Source organism: Cytobacillus luteolus, from assembly GCF_017873715.1.
GTDB lineage: Bacteria > Bacillota > Bacilli > Bacillales > Bacillaceae_L > Bacillus_BV > Bacillus_BV luteola.
Window position 1 is genome coordinate 515,409 of sequence record NZ_JAGGKM010000003.1, and the last position, 16,632, is coordinate 532,040.

At 36.2% G+C, this 16,632-nt stretch carries 18 protein-coding genes and 2 pseudogenes; 13 read left to right on the plus strand and 7 right to left on the minus strand.

Translation table 11 applies throughout. The features are described 5' to 3' along the window. The first annotated feature begins 93 nt into the window (after positions 1–93). On the plus strand, positions 94–276 hold the full coding sequence (locus J2Z26_RS11225; RefSeq protein WP_193538993.1) for a hypothetical protein: 183 nt from the start codon (positions 94–96) through the stop codon (positions 274–276). A 108-nt stretch (positions 277–384) separates the two neighbouring features. On the opposite strand, the gene J2Z26_RS11230 is transcribed toward J2Z26_RS11225, so the two are convergent. Then, positions 385–1,434 (minus strand): M42 family metallopeptidase, encoded by a 1,050-nt coding sequence (locus tag J2Z26_RS11230; protein WP_193538991.1) that lies wholly within the window; start codon positions 1,432–1,434, stop codon positions 385–387. A gap of 182 nt (positions 1,435–1,616) precedes the next feature. Between J2Z26_RS11230 and J2Z26_RS11235 the strand changes: the two genes are divergently transcribed. Together J2Z26_RS11235 and J2Z26_RS11240 are read left to right on the plus strand one after the other, a co-directional pair. Next, a complete protein-coding gene (locus J2Z26_RS11235; protein ID WP_193538989.1) occupies positions 1,617–1,946 on the plus strand; it encodes a hypothetical protein in 330 nt (109 codons plus the stop codon). Beyond that, positions 1,943–2,164, plus strand: a complete 222-nt coding sequence (locus J2Z26_RS11240) for a hypothetical protein (RefSeq protein WP_193538987.1) — start codon at positions 1,943–1,945, stop codon at positions 2,162–2,164. Before J2Z26_RS11235 ends, J2Z26_RS11240 begins: the two co-directional genes overlap by 4 nt. Before the next feature lie 13 nt (positions 2,165–2,177). Here J2Z26_RS11240 and J2Z26_RS11245 read toward each other — a convergent pair whose 3' ends face one another. After that, positions 2,178–2,360: a hypothetical protein gene (locus J2Z26_RS11245; protein WP_209794348.1), complete on the minus strand. Its 183-nt coding sequence runs from the start codon at positions 2,358–2,360 to the stop codon at positions 2,178–2,180. Positions 2,361–2,507: 147 nt separating this feature from the next. On the opposite strand from J2Z26_RS11245, the gene J2Z26_RS11250 reads away from it, so the two are divergent. From J2Z26_RS11250 to J2Z26_RS11285, 8 genes are all read left to right on the plus strand, one after another. After that, on the plus strand, positions 2,508–4,010 hold the full coding sequence (locus J2Z26_RS11250; RefSeq protein ID WP_193538981.1) for an aminotransferase class V-fold PLP-dependent enzyme: 1,503 nt from the start codon (positions 2,508–2,510) through the stop codon (positions 4,008–4,010). A 184-nt stretch (positions 4,011–4,194) separates the two neighbouring features. Beyond that, positions 4,195–4,539 carry an ArsR/SmtB family transcription factor gene (locus J2Z26_RS11255; RefSeq protein ID WP_193538979.1) on the plus strand — a complete coding sequence of 115 codons (345 nt, stop codon included), beginning with the start codon at positions 4,195–4,197 and terminating at the stop codon, positions 4,537–4,539. A gap of 15 nt (positions 4,540–4,554) precedes the next feature. Continuing rightward, a complete protein-coding gene (locus tag J2Z26_RS11260; protein ID WP_193538977.1) occupies positions 4,555–5,853 on the plus strand; it encodes an arsenic transporter in 1,299 nt (432 codons plus the stop codon). 21 nt (positions 5,854–5,874) lie between these two features. Beyond that, positions 5,875–6,294 (plus strand): arsenate reductase (thioredoxin), encoded by a 420-nt coding sequence (gene arsC, locus J2Z26_RS11265; protein WP_193538975.1) that lies wholly within the window; start codon positions 5,875–5,877, stop codon positions 6,292–6,294. A 99-nt stretch (positions 6,295–6,393) separates the two neighbouring features. Continuing rightward, positions 6,394–6,759: an arsenite efflux transporter metallochaperone ArsD gene (gene arsD, locus J2Z26_RS11270; RefSeq protein WP_193538973.1), complete on the plus strand. Its 366-nt coding sequence runs from the start codon at positions 6,394–6,396 to the stop codon at positions 6,757–6,759. 15 nt (positions 6,760–6,774) lie between these two features. Next, the gene (gene arsA / locus J2Z26_RS11275; protein WP_193538971.1) at positions 6,775–8,547 is read left to right on the plus strand and encodes an arsenical pump-driving ATPase; all 1,773 of its coding nucleotides are present in this window, start codon (positions 6,775–6,777) and stop codon (positions 8,545–8,547) included. A 47-nt stretch (positions 8,548–8,594) separates the two neighbouring features. Next, positions 8,595–9,023, plus strand: a complete 429-nt coding sequence (locus J2Z26_RS11280; protein WP_193538969.1) for a protein-tyrosine phosphatase family protein — start codon at positions 8,595–8,597, stop codon at positions 9,021–9,023. Between the two features lie 160 nt (positions 9,024–9,183). Next, positions 9,184–9,354, plus strand: a complete 171-nt coding sequence (locus tag J2Z26_RS11285) for a hypothetical protein (protein ID WP_193538967.1) — start codon at positions 9,184–9,186, stop codon at positions 9,352–9,354. Between the two features lie 203 nt (positions 9,355–9,557). Here the strand turns inward: J2Z26_RS11285 and J2Z26_RS11290 are convergent, their stop codons facing one another. From J2Z26_RS11290 to J2Z26_RS11305, 4 genes are all read right to left on the minus strand, one after another. Continuing rightward, positions 9,558–9,737, minus strand: a complete 180-nt coding sequence (locus J2Z26_RS11290; protein WP_193538965.1) for a hypothetical protein — start codon at positions 9,735–9,737, stop codon at positions 9,558–9,560. Between the two features lie 359 nt (positions 9,738–10,096). Beyond that, positions 10,097–11,188, minus strand: a complete 1,092-nt coding sequence (locus J2Z26_RS11295; RefSeq protein WP_193538963.1) for a Ger(x)C family spore germination protein — start codon at positions 11,186–11,188, stop codon at positions 10,097–10,099. Further along, a complete protein-coding gene (locus J2Z26_RS11300) occupies positions 11,185–12,270 on the minus strand; it encodes a GerAB/ArcD/ProY family transporter (protein WP_193538961.1) in 1,086 nt (361 codons plus the stop codon). Before J2Z26_RS11300 ends, J2Z26_RS11295 begins: the two co-directional genes overlap by 4 nt. A gap of 14 nt (positions 12,271–12,284) precedes the next feature. Next, the gene (locus tag J2Z26_RS11305) at positions 12,285–13,775 is read right to left on the minus strand and encodes a spore germination protein (RefSeq protein WP_193538959.1); all 1,491 of its coding nucleotides are present in this window, start codon (positions 13,773–13,775) and stop codon (positions 12,285–12,287) included. A gap of 178 nt (positions 13,776–13,953) precedes the next feature. Between J2Z26_RS11305 and J2Z26_RS11310 the strand changes: the two are divergent. Continuing rightward, positions 13,954–14,181 (plus strand): annotated as a pseudogene (locus tag J2Z26_RS11310) (helix-hairpin-helix domain-containing protein). A 325-nt stretch (positions 14,182–14,506) separates the two neighbouring features. Here J2Z26_RS11310 and J2Z26_RS22515 read toward each other — a convergent pair. Next, positions 14,507–15,659, minus strand: a pseudogene (locus J2Z26_RS22515) (IS110 family RNA-guided transposase). A gap of 395 nt (positions 15,660–16,054) precedes the next feature. Here J2Z26_RS22515 and J2Z26_RS11320 point away from each other — a divergent pair. Continuing rightward, on the plus strand, positions 16,055–16,597 hold the full coding sequence (locus J2Z26_RS11320) for a ribonuclease FAU-1 family protein (RefSeq protein WP_193538957.1): 543 nt from the start codon (positions 16,055–16,057) through the stop codon (positions 16,595–16,597). The last annotated feature ends 35 nt before the right edge of the window (positions 16,598–16,632 follow it).

Genomic DNA, 16,632 nt, shown 5'->3' on the forward strand with positions numbered 1-16,632 from the left:
AAATGAAGATGATTTACCGACGAAGTATCCCGTCGGAGAAAACCCACTAGTTAATAGAATACAAAGCTCAATGAAAACGGGGTGTGATACGTAATGATGTGGTATTTCATAGGTGTTCCTGTCATTTCAGTTTTACTTGTATCAGTGGTTGTTGACATTCGAAGGCGTAAAAAACAGAAAAGATTAGGTGATGAACAAAAAAGCGCAAAAGATTTGGGAGATGTACATGCGCAGCGTGGGGCAAATACTATTATAAACGAACATAAAAGGCATTAAACTTATTGTAAAGATATGATTCGGTTAAAACTCTCCTGGTTTCTAAAAATAGAAATTGCCCGAATAACTAAAGACCAAATCCAGTTCGGATTTGGTCTTTAAATTAATCTACAATACCATCTCTGATTGCACGTAGTGGAAAAGTAGTTTTGCCGTATTTTCAATCGATGACTCATGTGTACGTTCAAATGCATGTGATGAATCAATTCCTGGTCCAATTAGGCCGTGAACGATGTCGTGTCCTGAGCGGATAGCTGCAGATGCATCTGAACCGTAGTAAGGATATATATCAAGTTTGTAACCAATCTTGTTTTCCTCTGCCAATTGAACAAGTTTTTTTCTAAACTCATAATGATAGGGACCACTTGCATCTTTCACACAAATGGATACTGTGTATTCGTCAGTTGACTGACCATCCCCCATTGCCCCCATATCAACAGCTAAATATTCAACTGTTTCAGGAGTAATATTCGAGTTACCGCCATATCCGATTTCTTCATTATTTGAAATTAAGAAATGAGTTGTATATGGTAGTTCTATATTATCTTGTTTAATCTGTTTAATTAATTGAAGTAAAATTGCCACACTTGCTTTATCGTCTAAATGACGAGATTTTATGAAGCCGTTAGGCGTTGTTTGCACTCTTGGATCGAAGGAAACAAAGTCCCCAACTTCAATACCTAAAGCACGAACTTCATCTGCATTTTTAACAACTTCATCGATTCGAACTTCCATGTTATCTTGATTACGTTCTGCCTTTCCAGCATCTTTGTATACATGTACTGAGGTTTGATGCATAAGAATCGTACCTGTATATTTTTTACCTGAAGATGTTTCGATTTGGCAATATTCACCTTCAATGGAGTTATATTTAAACCCACCGATTAGATCTAACTTTAATCTTCCACTCGGCTTAATCTCTTTCACAATTGCTCCTAGAGTGTCTACGTGAGCAGTCAACATACGGTGCTGGCTGTCATCTTTCCCTGGTAAAGTAGCAATTAATCCACCTTTTCGGTTTCTCTTTGTCTCAACATTAAACTCAGATAAAAAGTTCTCAACATATGTAATTACTTCATTTGTATTTCCAGAAGGACTTGGAATTGACACTAAGCTTTTTAATAAATCAATTGTTTCTCCTGTATTTGGATAACTCAACAGTAAAACTCCTCTCAAACGATAGGTTGCTATCTTTATTTTCCAATTATATCATGTTTAGAGTAGATTTCTAGATTAGAAGTTAAATCGGTTGGATATTAAAGGAAATTGAGTGTGTTAAAACGAATACAACTATATATAAACAAATGAGTAAAAGCAGAGCTTACAGTAAGGAGATACCTATGAAAACAATCACTCTATGTGGGTCTACTAGGTTTAAAGAGCAATTTGAACAAGCTAATGCATATCTCACTCTTAAAGGGAATGTCGTAATCAGTTTAGGTTTTTTTGAGAAAAGTGTGGGTGTAGTAATAACAGATGAGCAGGCTGAACTGTTTGCAAAAATACATTTGAAAAAAATTGATATGTCAGATGAAATTTTTGTGATTGATGTTGATGGTTATATTGGAGAAAGTACAAGAAGTGAGATTGATTATGCAATGAAGAAAGGTAAATCAGTGAATTACTTTTCTGATAGTGAACTTGTAAAAAGAGATGAGAGCCTAAAATGAGTAAATTTATAGACCGAGCAGATAAAGTTATGCAATCAAAAGCTTTTAAAATGAGTTTAAAGAGTGTTCTATATCTATGTATTCTTTTAGTGGGTCTTGTATTGTTTATGGTGGGGAGTTTTCTATATAAGGTTTACATAATAGATTATCGGTTTGATGATGGAGAACTGATGCCACCTAATGAAGCTTCAATAACAGTTGAAAGATTTTATATTTAGAGATAGGGGAGCATCACTTTTGCTCCCAATTTTTATACCTGTCATAACAATCCCGGATCGCTCTTTCGAATTCAAGGACAGTTGGTTCATCTTTTTTGTCAGTGAAACCAGGTAGATTTGAAACGAACATGAATTTTGCATTTCCAATTTTAAATTCCTTCATAATATCCCCTTTACCAGATTCATCAACTTTCATAATTCTTCTACTATCATTAACCCAAATCAAAAAGAACTATACATTCATAACACATGAGACAACATTTTTATGAAATAAGTCCCCTCAACTTTAGCCTTTTCCTACATATATTACAGAAGAAACCCTTTATAAGAGGTGACATCAAAAATGCTAAAGGCCAGGATAGGGAGTAACAATTATGAAATGTATGGGGAACTAGAAACCTATTTTCAACAATTTCGTAATGGGATTATTGGAAACAATCAGGAATTTGTCTCTCCGTATGGTCTGAAAAAAATTATCTATGCTGATTGGATGGCAAGTGGACGATTATATAAACCAATTGAGGATAAAATTTGTAATGAGTTTGGTCCGTTTATGGCCAATACACATACCGATTCAAATTTGACAGGGGCTTTTATGACCGAGGCTTATGAGGAAGCAAAAAGAGTCATCAAAGCACATGTAAATGCCAATCATGATGATTGTCTCATTTTCGCAGGAGCTGGCATGACGGCTGCCATTAATAAACTTCAAAGAATTATAGGATTAAAGATTCCAGAGCAATTAAGAGATAAAATAAAACTAGATGAACAGGATAAGCCCATTATTTTTGTTTCACACATGGAACATCATTCAAACCACACTTCTTGGTTAGAAACAATTGGTGAAGTCTGTGTTGTTGAGCCTGATTCAGAGGGAAATGTTTGTCCAGAAAAATTGAATCACCTTCTACTTAAATATAACGATCGCAAAATGAAAATTGGCTCTTTTTCAGCTTGCTCGAATGTAACAGGTATTGAAACACCCTACTATGAACTAGCTAAGGTAATGCATAAGCATGGAGGGTATTGTTTTGTTGATTTTGCAGCTTCGGCCCCTTATGTGAAAATAAATATGCATCCTGAGAATGAGGTGGAATCATTAGATGCAATATTCTTTTCACCTCATAAATTCTTAGGTGGTCCTGGTACTAGTGGTGTAGTAGTTTTTAATTCAAAATTGTATTCAACTAAAGTACCAGACCATCCTGGTGGTGGAACAGTTTCATGGACGAATCCTTGGGGAATGAAGCAGTATATTACGGATATTGAAAAACGTGAGGATGGTGGGACACCAGGTATTCTTCAGGCAATTAGGATTGCTTTATGTATCAGATTAAAAGAACAAATGGGTGAAGAGAAAATACTCCAGCGGGAACATGAACTCGTTTCATTGCTGTTAAAGGAACTAAACCGTATTCCTGGCCTTCTAGTGTTAGAGGCTAATAAAACAAATCGTTTAGGAATTGTATCGTTCTGTGTTGAAAATCTACATTATAACTTGGTTGTTAAGCTCCTTAATGACAGATATGGTTTCCAGGTTAGAGGTGGGTGTTCCTGTGCGGGGACATATGGACACTATCTATTTTCAATTACTAAGGAAGACTCAAAAAAGATTACCGACCTCGTTGATCTAGGTGATCAATCAACTAAGCCTGGGTGGGTAAGGTTTTCTATTCATCCAACTATGACAAATGAAGAGATTTACCTCTTTATTACTGCAATAAGGGATATTGTAAGGAATGCTGAGACATGGAAAAAAGATTATGTCTATAATTCAACAACAAATGATTTTTACTATATAGACCAAGAGAAGGTAGATACAAGAGGATTATTTAGAGTAAATTGATTAAATAATTGCGTTACTGGTAACCAGTAATGCTTTTTTATTTTTAGCACACAATAAATAGGGATTATTAATTCTTTACATAAAATTTACGCAAAAAAGATTGAAATGAATATATAAGTAAACTATTATATAAGTAAATTGTTATATGTTGATATTATATTCTCTGGCTAGAGGAGGTGTTTTCGTGGAAGACTCAACACTTGAAGTAGAAAAGGCTGCAACAATCTTAAAATTATTAGGTGATAAAACACGTTTAACGATGGTGAAAATTTTGGATTCACATGATTGTTGTGTTTGTGAGTTTGTAGAAATCTTTAAAACGAGCCAACCTGCAATCAGTCAACATGTTCGTAAGCTAAAGGATGCAGGAGTTGTTCGTGAAACGCGAAGAGGACAATGGATCATCTATTCGTTAAATAAAGAAAGCGAGCTTTATCCGTTTGTTCAAAATCTACTAGATCATCTCCCTAATCAGGATTACAGGTTAGAGGAGCTAGCAGAACAGGGATTACGCATCTCGTGTGATTAATAAGGGGGATATGAAGTGACATCGGTAATCGTAGCATCATTGATTTTTTTAGCAACACTTGTCTTAGTTATATGGCAACCTAAAGGTTTATCAATCGGATGGTCTGCCTGTGGAGGAGCTATTCTTGCTTTACTAGTAGGGGTCGTTGATTTTAAAGATGTTATTGACGTAACATCCATCGTCTGGAATGCAACTTTAGCATTTATCGCAATTATTATAATATCGCTTATTCTTGATGAAATTGGGTTCTTTGAATGGTCTGCTCTTCATATGGCTAGAGCAGCAAAAGGAAATGGCGTTCGCATGTTTGTGTACGTAGCCATTTTAGGTTCACTTGTAGCCGCCTTTTTCGCAAATGATGGTGCAGCTCTAATCCTGACACCAATTGTTTTAGCGATGGTTAGGAATTTAAAGTTTGAAGAAAAAATGGTATTTCCATTTATTATCGCTAGTGGTTTTATTGCAGATACAACGTCTTTACCGTTAGTAGTTAGTAATCTTGTTAATATAGTTTCAGCTGACTTTTTCGGAATCGGATTTGTTGAATTTGCTTCAAGAATGATTATTCCTAACTTCTTCTCATTAGGAGCGAGTATTTTGGTTTTATATCTATACTTCCGAAATAACCTTCCAAAACAGTATGATTTGTCACACCTTAAGAAACCAGTAGAGGCCATTCGTGATGAAAAGATGTTCCGTCTTTCTTGGTATGTTCTAGGTATTTTACTTGTTGGTTATTTCGCTAGTGAATTTATTGGAGTACCGGTATCTATTGTGGCAGGTATTGTCGCTATTTTCTTTTTGATGATGGCAAGAAAAAGTACTGCAGTTAATACACAAACCGTTATTAAAGGAGCACCATGGGCGATTGTATTTTTCTCGATTGGTATGTATGTTGTCGTTTATGGATTAAGGAATGTTGGGTTAACGAATATTCTAACAGATCTTATTCAAGTAACGGCTGACCAAGGATTATTTGCTGCCACAATTGGTATGGGTTTTATTGCGGCAATCCTTTCATCTGTTATGAATAACATGCCAACCGTAATGATCGATGCTTTAGCCATTGCAGATACAAATACAACTGGTGTTGTTAGAGAAGCACTTATCTATGCAAATGTCATTGGTTCTGATTTAGGGCCAAAGATCACACCAATCGGTTCACTTGCAACCTTACTGTGGCTACATGTTTTATCTCTTAAAGGGGTAAAGATATCATGGGGTACCTATTTTAAAGTAGGAATTATTCTAACCATCCCAACTTTGTTTATTACACTAGTTGGTCTATACATTTGGTTACTGATAATTCATTAAACAATAAAGGAGAATTTAACCATGTCTAAAAAAACAATCTACTTTCTATGTACAGGAAATTCATGCAGAAGCCAAATGGCTGAGGGATGGGCAAAAAAACACTTAGGTGATGAGTGGGAAGTGAAAAGTGCGGGTCTTGAGGCACATGGATTAAATCCAAATGCCGTAAAAGCAATGAATGAGGCTGGAATTGATATTTCAAATCAAACATCAGACACGATTGATCCTGAAATTTTAAATAAAGCTGACCTAGTTGTTACATTATGTGGTCACGCAGCAGACCACTGCCCAGTAACACCCCCACATGTAAAACGTGTTCATTGGGGATTTGATGACCCAGCAAAAGCAGAAGGAACAGAAGAAGAAAAGTGGGCATTCTTTGAGCGTGTTCGTGATGAAATCGGAGACCGTATTAAACGTTTTGGTGAAACTGGCGAGTAAGAAAAAATTAAGTAGCCAAGAGTTAAATTACTCTTGGCTTAAACTTTGATAAATATATAGGTTAATACTTATATTGATATCTTTAGGAGGTTATACCAATTGATTAAAGTTGAGATCTTCGACCCAGCATTATGTTGTCCGACTGGTGTCTGTGGTCCCAGTGTGGATCCTGAATTAACAAGAGTAGCAACTGCTATCTTTTTATTAGAAAAAAAAGAGTTAGATATCAAACGATATAATTTAGGAACTGAACCTGGTATGTTTGTTGAAAATAATGAAGTTAATAAGGTTCTTCATGAAAAAGGTCCAGATTCACTTCCATTAACCCTTGTTGATGGTAAGGTCGTTAAAATTGGCTCTTACCCTACGAACGAAGAGTTTGCCCAGTTGTTTGGTGTAACTACTGATGAACTAAAGGCAAAACCTAAGGTTGGTCTGAAAATTGACCTTAGCCCATCGAAATAGAAAGAAGTGAGAATCATGTTCCAATCTTTCGATATAGAAAAAGTTAATAAAACAAAATTTTTATTTTTCACCGGAAAAGGTGGGGTAGGAAAAACTTCGACGGCTTGTGCGACAGCTGTATCTTTAGCTGATGAAGGGAAAAAGGTGCTGCTTGTTAGTACAGATCCTGCCTCTAATCTCCAGGACGTGTTAGAAGTTAGGTTAACGAATACTCCATTGGCAATTCCAAATGAACCGAATTTATATGCTTGTAACCTAGACCCAGAAGAAGCAGCAAGAGCTTACCGAGAGCGCGTTATTGGACCATATCGTGGAAAGCTCCCAGATGGAGTTGTAGCAACAATGGAAGAACAATTGTCAGGGGCATGTACGGTAGAAATTGCAGCATTTGATGAATTTACAAACTTGTTAGCTGATTCTACTGTTGTAGATGCATATGAACATATCATCTTTGATACGGCTCCTACAGGTCATACCCTACGATTATTACAGTTACCTTCAGCTTGGAGTGGATTTTTGGATGAAAGTACACATGGTGCCTCTTGCCTTGGTCCACTTTCTGGGTTATCTGAAAAAAAAGAGATATATTCTTTTACAATGAAGGTACTCTCTGACTCAACCAAAACGACATTGTTCTTGGTTGCAAGACCGGATGAATCATCATTACTAGAAGCGAGTCGGGCATCAAGAGAATTAAAAGAAATAGGAATTGTAAACCAATCCTTGATTATTAATGGATTAATGGAAACCTATATACCAGAAGATAACGTTTCCTCATCATTTTATAATCGTCAACAGAATGCAATAAAGCAAATGCCAAGTGATTTACAACAAGTTTCCACCTACTCGTTGCCATTTGTTTCGTATTCTTTAACCGGTGTTGAGAACCTGCGTAATTTATTTAAGAATTATTCTTTGCCAGCTACTCAAGTAGAGGTTGAAAGACAAACAATTAGTCTACCTGGTTTAAATAAAGTGATTAACAACTTTTCTCTTAACGAAACGAGAGTTATCTTTACGATGGGGAAGGGTGGAGTCGGAAAGACGACAATGGCGTCTGCTATTGCAGTAGGATTAGTGGAAAAAGGTCATAAAGTCCACTTAACAACAACAGACCCAGCAGCACATCTAGAATTTGTTTTTAAAGAAAGTGAAATGAATGAAAATTTAATCATCAGTCGTATTGATCCGAAAGAAGAAGTTGAGGCTTACAAAAAAGAAGTATTATCTAAGGTAAGTAATGAGCTTGATGATGATGCAATGGCTTATATTCAAGAAGATTTAAACTCACCTTGTACTGAAGAAATTGCAGTTTTTCGCGCTTTTGCTGAGGTTGTTGCAAAATCAGAAGATGAAATCGTTGTAATTGATACTGCTCCGACCGGACACACATTGCTCCTTTTAGATGCAGCTCAGTCTTATCATAAAGAATTGGCTCGGTCTACTGGTGAGGTTCCAGAGAGTGTAAAAACATTGCTACCTCGATTAAGAAATCCAAAAGAAACGAGCGTCGTGATTGTAACACTGGCAGAAGCAACACCCGTTTTAGAAGCTAGTCGTTTACAGGAAGATCTCAAGCGAGCAGAAATTGTTCCAAAATGGTGGGTAATAAATCAAAGTCTTTACGCGACAGAAACAATTGACCCAGTTTTAAAGGGGAGAGCACTGGCTGAAGTAGATTGGATTCAAAAGGTAACAAATGAATATTCCAATGATTGTGCTATTGTTCCTTTAATCAGTCATGAAAGCCCTGGATTTGAACAGATTAAAAGATTACTTAATTATTGAACAAGATGTGAAGTAGAGTAAATTGTCAGGAAGGTGGAATAAAAACGATGACTACAAAGAACTATCACGAATTAATTAAAGACCGTATTTATTTTGGTGGAGCAGATGATGTGAAGGACATGATGGCGAACGAAAAAGCTGATGTTATTTTCGACTTGCGCGCAGAGTCACATGAGAACCAATCAGGGTATGACCGTGTCCATAGTCCGATTGTTGATGATGCCGCAAATCAAGACGAATCAATTAAAAAGTCGATTGAACATGTGGTAAACGCTTATAATGAAGGGAAAAAGGTCTATTTTCATTGCGGTGGTGGAAGCGGCCGTGCAGGCACGGTTGCAGTTGGTACACTAATGACATTAGGTAAAGCACACACAATAGATGAAGCAGAAGAAATGGCTAAGTCAATCCGTCCAAAAGTAAATGTGAAGCCTGAAATGAAACAAGCATTACTACGATTATTCCCTAGTAATTAAAAGGGAAAATGAAGTAAAATAATTAAGTAAAACAGTTAAAAAGGAGAAATCTATGAATATAACAGATCAGGCTCGTGATGTATTAAAGAATATGCTACAACATCACGACGCCAAAAACTTACGTGTCTATTTTGCAGGCTTTGGCTGAGGAAAGCCACAAGTGGGACTGGCTCTGGATGAGCCGGAGGAAAATGATAAAGTTCTTACCATCAATGAAATTTTGGTAGCAATAGATTCTAACATTGAATCTTATACGGATAATCTTGTTTTAGATTTTGATCAAGAATCCAATGGACTTGTTTTAGTAGGAAACGAATCAGACTGTTGTTAAAACAAAAATGGTGATATACCTGCTTAATAGAGGTGTATCTTCATTTATATTAGAAAAGAAGAGGCATAACATGTTTGTCATATAAAATATGGTTATGCCTTTTATGTGTTTTCTTTTTTAAAATTCGGGTTCTAGATACTATTTTTGTATGGCGCGTTTTTAGGAGAGATAGATAAAAATAAACGCCAAATAATGGCGTTTATTTAGTCGTTTCGTCTGTTATCATTATCTGTTGCATTTGAAATAGCCTCTGCAGTTGCGTCTACAGCATTCATTGCGGCATCCTCCGTAACTTCTAATCCTCGATGAATAGAATGGAATGCAGCCCCAGCTTTGTCTTTAATGTTTTCTGAAACATTTTGATTATTATCTCGATTAGCCATTTTACAATCACCTCCTGAGCAGCCTTATGTTATGTAAAAGAGGAAGAAGTTATTCTCCATGATTTAGAAAATAAACTATACCTACAACTGTTTGTGGTCTCACTTTTCTTAACCCTATGTTATAGCTAAAAGTTGTTGGATTTAGAGGGCTTTGTGAAGAATTTCACTTAAAGTAACGGGAAGGTTAGTTGAATAAATAAGTGATCATTTCTTAGTACACAGTTGAAATTTACTACGCAATAAATCCTTTTTGATTTGAGGTCCTTATTAAGTACTTTACTTAAATGGATCGGTAAGTTTATGAAGGATATCACAAATAGCAGTATAACAGCACACTGCTATTTGCAAGGGGTGAACCTCTATTCAGTGATACCCGTTTCAATAATTTTAACATCTACCTTCAAATTAATTTGAGTATTTGGATACTGCTCATTCCATTTTTCAGAATCAAAACTTCTTACTTGCGCTTCATATTTAGCACCAAGTCCCAACGGATCAACATTTAGTTCACGAAACTGCTTAATTAGATCTGTACCTTCATCTTTCAAATGTTTTTCTAAATTTTTTTCTATTTCTTTTTTGTCGTTTGACAACGTTTCTCCATTGGAGGAAGAATATTCGATGACCCTTGCTTTTATGTTTAATTGGATAGTAATTGTTGGTTCTCCATTTTTCATTTCTACATCATAGATGGGACGGGAACGGATAACTTCAATCGCCAGATTATCATTATTTTCAAGTGTTGTTTGATGGATTCCCTTTTGACGTTTTTCTACCATACTACAGAATATAAAGGTACTGTGCTTCGAAACTTGGAAAACTAGTTTGTCATTCTTCATAATTCCGACGCTAGGAATTATGACGACTTCATCTCCATTTACCTCTATAATAGGCAAATATGGATCGATTCCTTCCTGATGATATTGATACATAAATGTATTAATATCAGTCCTTGGGAGTGTTCCGTTTTTGATATTCTGTTCTATCATTTCCTGTAGGTGAAGAGCTATATTGTCAACTTCCTTAAATTTTCTATCAAGTACCTCACTCGTATCTCCATCTACTATTGCCAATTGAGCGATTCTCCCGACGGATGGATCACGGTTATAGGTGTCAAGTACTGTAAATATTCCTTTCTCTGAAAATGTTTTACTGAAAAGCATTACACGGATTTGACCACTCATAATTTGGTATCGTGTTTTACGGTTGGCTTTATCTCTTGTATCTTTACTTGAATCTCCTGTTGCTGTAATGGTTTTGGTAGACGGTGGCTCATTTCTGCCTTTATAAATAGGAAACATAAAGTGGCTTTTAATCTCTTGTTCTTCCGTAAGATCATATCCAGCTCCTTGGATTATATCTATCTCATTAATCACTTTTGAGGGAATAAGAGCCTCACAACCGGTTAAGAAAACCAGGAGAAGAAGGAAGAATTGCCTGAATTGTTTCATGATATCTTTCTCCTTTTCCAAATCATAACAATGGCGGATAACAAGGGAATGTACACATAGACTAGAACAATATGAAGGTAACTTACATATTTTTTGAAAGATACACTCAGCTCACTTCCGTATAAAAGTTGACTCCCTATAACAAAAAGAATAATCCAGAGTAGCAGAGGATATTTTTGTTTGACTCCAAACAAAAGTTTACATCCTCTGCTAGAGCACCAGAGCAATAGTGAGAGAAGTGATAGTATGACAAGCATGTATATGCAAATATAGACATATTCAAACCGTTCCAGAAACGGATATTGTATTAATTTTGTAATGGTAAGTTCTGGCCATTTCTGGAGTTTCAACTGTGATTCACTGAAAAATAAAAAACAGGCAATTGCTGACCACGTATAAAGTAAAGTAGTGACAATTATAGCGTAGTGTGCATATTTTTGAGACGGTTTATTTTTCTTGATAAACGGATAGATCATTAAAATCACCTCAAATCCCGCCATCGTATAGATGGTTCCGTTTATTCCCATAAGGATTTCAAGAAGCGAGTGATCCATTACAGGAAGTAAATTGTCCAGGTGATAGTATTTGCTAGGGGATGAAAAGGCTGTCACTTGACTGAATAAAGGGAAGACGGTTGAAAAGAAACAAATCCCAACCACAGCCCTAAATCCACCGGACACGATGTAATATACAAGGCCCATAATGAGAAGTGATAAAATCCAAGCAGGAAGAGTTGGAAACATCCAAACCTGAACAATTTCAATATATGATTGCAAGACAGAAAAACCTAGAGTCCCATAATATATGACAAACAGAAAACTGATTCCATTTCCAGTTAATTTACCGAAAATGATACGGTTAACATGGAGGAGGTCCCCGTCCAGTGTAGTCATCAGTTTATACATAGTAAACATGATGATTTGAACTATGCCCCCTGCTAGAAGAACACTTATCCAACCATCGTAGCCTGCATATTTTGCAAGATCACGTTGAAAACTTAAAATTCCTACTCCGACCTGAGAAGAAATAATGATGAAAAATACAAAATATGGTGATACTTGATAGTTCTTAGGAATGGACACAGTAACCCTACTTTCTATTCATCGAAGTCAGTTGTCCGTTTGTTTTTAGAAACACGACGGGTTGTTTTATTCTTTTTCTTTGGTTTCAGTAAAGTAGGATTTTCTTTCTGTTTAGAAAAGGGAAGACGAATCCACATATCCTGAATATTAGTTTTTCGAAACGGATATAACCCACTGAACGGATTCCCCGCAGAAGATAATCGAACCACATGAATCAGAGTAAACAAGAACCCGATAAACACTCCTAGTACACCAAGTAACTGAGCCAAAAATAGAAGTGGAAATTTGATAAGTCGAACACTGTTTCCTGTCTTATATATAGGTGTAACAAAGTTAGCAACCGTACCAAGGCTTACGATTATTAACAGGATATTACTTGTTAATCCGGCTTCCACAATTGCCTGGCCAATTACAATTCCTCCAATAATTCCGAGAGTCTGCGCTACTTTGAACGGTAAATGCATCCCTGCTTCTCTTATTGATTCAATCAACAGTTCCAGCATCAAGGCTTCGATAAAAGGGCTAAACGGTACTGTAATCCGGGAAGAAGCCAGGGCTGAAAATAACTCAGAAGGTATTAGTTCGTAATGATAGGTCAACACAGCGACATACATAGGTGAAAGCAAAATCGAAAAGAAAAAGGCAAAAAACCGAAGAAGTCTGAAAAAACTAGACACCATCCACGGATAACTGTAATCTTCGATTGAGATAAACGACTCTAGTAACGTAATAGGTAGAATGATTACATCAGGGGATCCATCAACAACTATTGAAACCTTTCCTTCTGTTAATCCTCCGACCACTCGGTCACATCTTTCCGTAACAATAGATTGTGGAAATAGGGAGTTGGAATTGTCATCAATCATTGCTGCTATGTATGAACTATCCAATATTTGGTCGTATTCAATATTGCTTATCCTGTACAAAATGTCGTTTACAAATTCACTGTTTGCAATATTCTCCATATACAAAACAGCCACTTTCGTTTTTGTAAATGCCCCAACATTCACTTCCTTAACTAATAGTTCTTGAACTGGGAGACGTTTCCTAATAAGATTCACGTTCGTATCCAACTCTTCAATAAACCCTACCTGTGGACCAAGTACAGACGGCTCTTTGAGTGGGGGGCCAACTGTACGGAATTCTGTTTCAGGAATGTTTACAAGGAGACATGGTTTATCTTGTTTTTGTTTGCGAATGGCAACATGGCCAGTGAGAATTTTATCTATAATTTCTTGGTCATCTTCCGTTAATACAATATCCTGGATCGGTATACTAGCGACTAATTGATTAAGAGGTAAGTTAGCATCCAAATACGGAAGAACATCTCGATGCAATATTTCCGATTTAATTAATGTCCGATAGTATGAAATCCAAAAAGGTTGGGATGAATCAAGAGACGTATGATAATCAACATAGTCATTTGATTTTGCGAGGTTTTGATACCAGGTGTTATGATTATCAGAGGGTATGTGATCTGTTAACTTTGTATCATTCATTTGCATAACTTATGTCCTCAATCTGTTTTTTTTTATTTTGCTAAAAAATTTGAAATATCATTCATGAAATGGTCAAAATGGATAAATTCAACAGTTTTATTAAAAGAGGTAAGTACCTGAAGATACATCCATTGATAAAGTTTAAATAATTTATAATGATTCTTTAAATAAGGGGCTGTGTACGATGACAACTTCAAAAACTTTAAGAACTTGCGACAAGGGGCAACGATTCTATAAAAGTAGCAATTGTCTAAGCTGCCCGACTTGTGAGAAAGAATGTAAACCTGACAGTGGTTTTCTTTCACGACTTAGAACACCAGCATGACGTGCGTTAGAAAACAGTGGAATTACAACATTGGAGCAACTATCTACATTTACAGAAAAAGAGATTTCGCAATTACACGGAATATGACCAAAATCTTTATCTAAACTTAGGGTTGCTTTGGAGGAAGAGGGTTTATCTTTCGAAACTAAACATCCATAATTATTCGGATAATTGTTAAAATATTGGGATAAGGATTATTATTCAAAAATTGAAAAGAGCGATTATTGAATATGCGAATGGTTAGCTGCGGCTGATTCTTTTGCTTTTATAGGGTGTTTAGCAGAACATGAGTAGGTTCCAAAGGATGGCAACCGACTCATGAATTTTACTAAACGATGTAAATGCGGTTTTACAAGACAATCTTCGGTGGAATGTAAAGAATTCTTTGCTTGTCAAGTGCAATTTGTAATTTTTATATCTTTTTTACCTTGTGTTTATCAAAGTAGTCTTCACCTAAGTCTACATATATTTCTTTTCTTGTTAAGAGATAATAACAGATTCACAATATGGCATGAGAAACTACTATTGCGGCTCGTTTAGTTCCCTTACGGGCTGCGGTATGTCGATATAATGCCCCAAGATAGTTTTTTGAACCTCTCACAGAATGAGCTGCTTCTTGTAAGGCAGACTTTAAATATTTATTCCCCTTCTTTGTCTTAGAAGACTTTCTTTTGCCAGCACTTTCGTTCTGTCCAGGAACCAAACCTGCCCATGAACACATATGAGAAGCACTTGGAAATTGATTTTTTACATCAGTACCAATCTCGGCTAGAATCTGTTGAGCCATTCTTGTAGCTACGCCCGGAATCGAATCTAATCGCTCAACGTCATCTTGATATGCATTCATTCTTTCTTCAATTTCTTTATCAAGGTTCTCAATTTGATCATTTAGAAAATCCATGTGAGCTAGAATCGTTTTAAGCATCATTCTCTGATGTTGGCTAATATAGCCACATAATGCTAATTCTAGGTCGTCTTTTTTTCTTTTTTAATGTATTTCGAGCTAAGTTTGCGAGCTTTACAGGATCATCCTCACCGTTGGCAATTGCCCTAAGCATTGCCATAGAGGAAACACCTTTGATTTGTGATACAACTGAGCCAAGTTATTAGCTCCTTCTAAGACTTTTTGAATTCGATTTTGTTGCCTAGCTCGTTCTTGAATGATACTTCGACGGTATCTTACTAATTCACGTAATTCTCTTTTGTTTCGGTCAGGGATATAGCTGGCTGTTATTAATCCATGATGAAGAAGTTTCGCAATCCACTCAGCATCGTTTACATCTGTTTTTCGCCCAGGAACAGCCTTGATGTGTTGAGCATTTATTACTAAAAATTCAATTCCCTCACTTTCTAGTAGATTTACAATTGGCTTCCAGTATACGCTTGTGCTCTACATTGCGACATGAGAACAATTGTGTTCTTTAATCCAATCTAATAGTTTCAAAAAGAACACCGTTTTTGTTTGAAAAAGTTTTAATCTCCTTTCCTTCTGGTGTAAGAATACATGCAGTGATAGAATCTTTGTGAACGTCCATACCACATGCTCGTTCAATGATTACATCCATTGTAAACATCCTTTCTACGACAGATTATGGAGGCTGGTGCAACAACCAGAACAGGATTAATCTACTATGAGTGCTTCCCGCAAGGGAGCAACATTCAGTGGTGCACCGTGGTCGAAGGAGTCAGACTAAAGGATGGGCTCTAACGCACCATAGTTTATCGACCTTCCTCTCCCAGCCGTAGAACAAGTATTGACGGGTTTAGTACATTTTCATTCTCTGTGGTGCAGCGCCGATTTTTGCGCTGCATGGGCGGCTAAAGGGTGCATTTATTGAACAAACTTTGTATCAGAAAATGCTGATCCCTTTCAATTTTTGTATGGTTGTTTAGTTTAATAGAAACGACTATTTAAATTTAGTAAGATGGCATAATTAGGAGAAAAGTTTGGGGGATAAGGATGTTAAAACGTAAGTATGGAGACCTTTCAGAATGGAAACGGGTTATTAAAAGGAAATATTCACAGTCGTATTTAGATACTAAAGAATTCAAGGGCTATATATCTTTACTGAATACAATAGAAGTAACAGAACCATTATCGGCAAGCTATGGAGAAACAAAAGTATGTATTGTGGATAATGGTTATATGTGGCTTCAACAGTTCCCTATAGAGAAAAACCATTCAGTAACTACGATGTTTGATGCTAGAGGAGAAATAGTTCAATGGTATATTGATATATGCTTTCGTAATGGAATAGAAAATGCTATTCCCTGGATGGACGATTTATTTTTAGATATTGTTCTTTTACCGTCTGGAGAGTTAATTGAAAAAGATGCCAATGAACTTGAAGATGCGTTAACAAAAGGTACTATTGATAAACCTCTTTACGATTTAGCGTGGAACGAAGTAGAAAACCTTAAAATTTTAATAAGTACAGGAAACTTTGATTTGATAAAGTTGTCAAACGATCACAAAGAGATCTTATCTAATATTTTGAAGTAGCTATTATTTAATTAGAGGGTAGCAAGAGTTGAAAA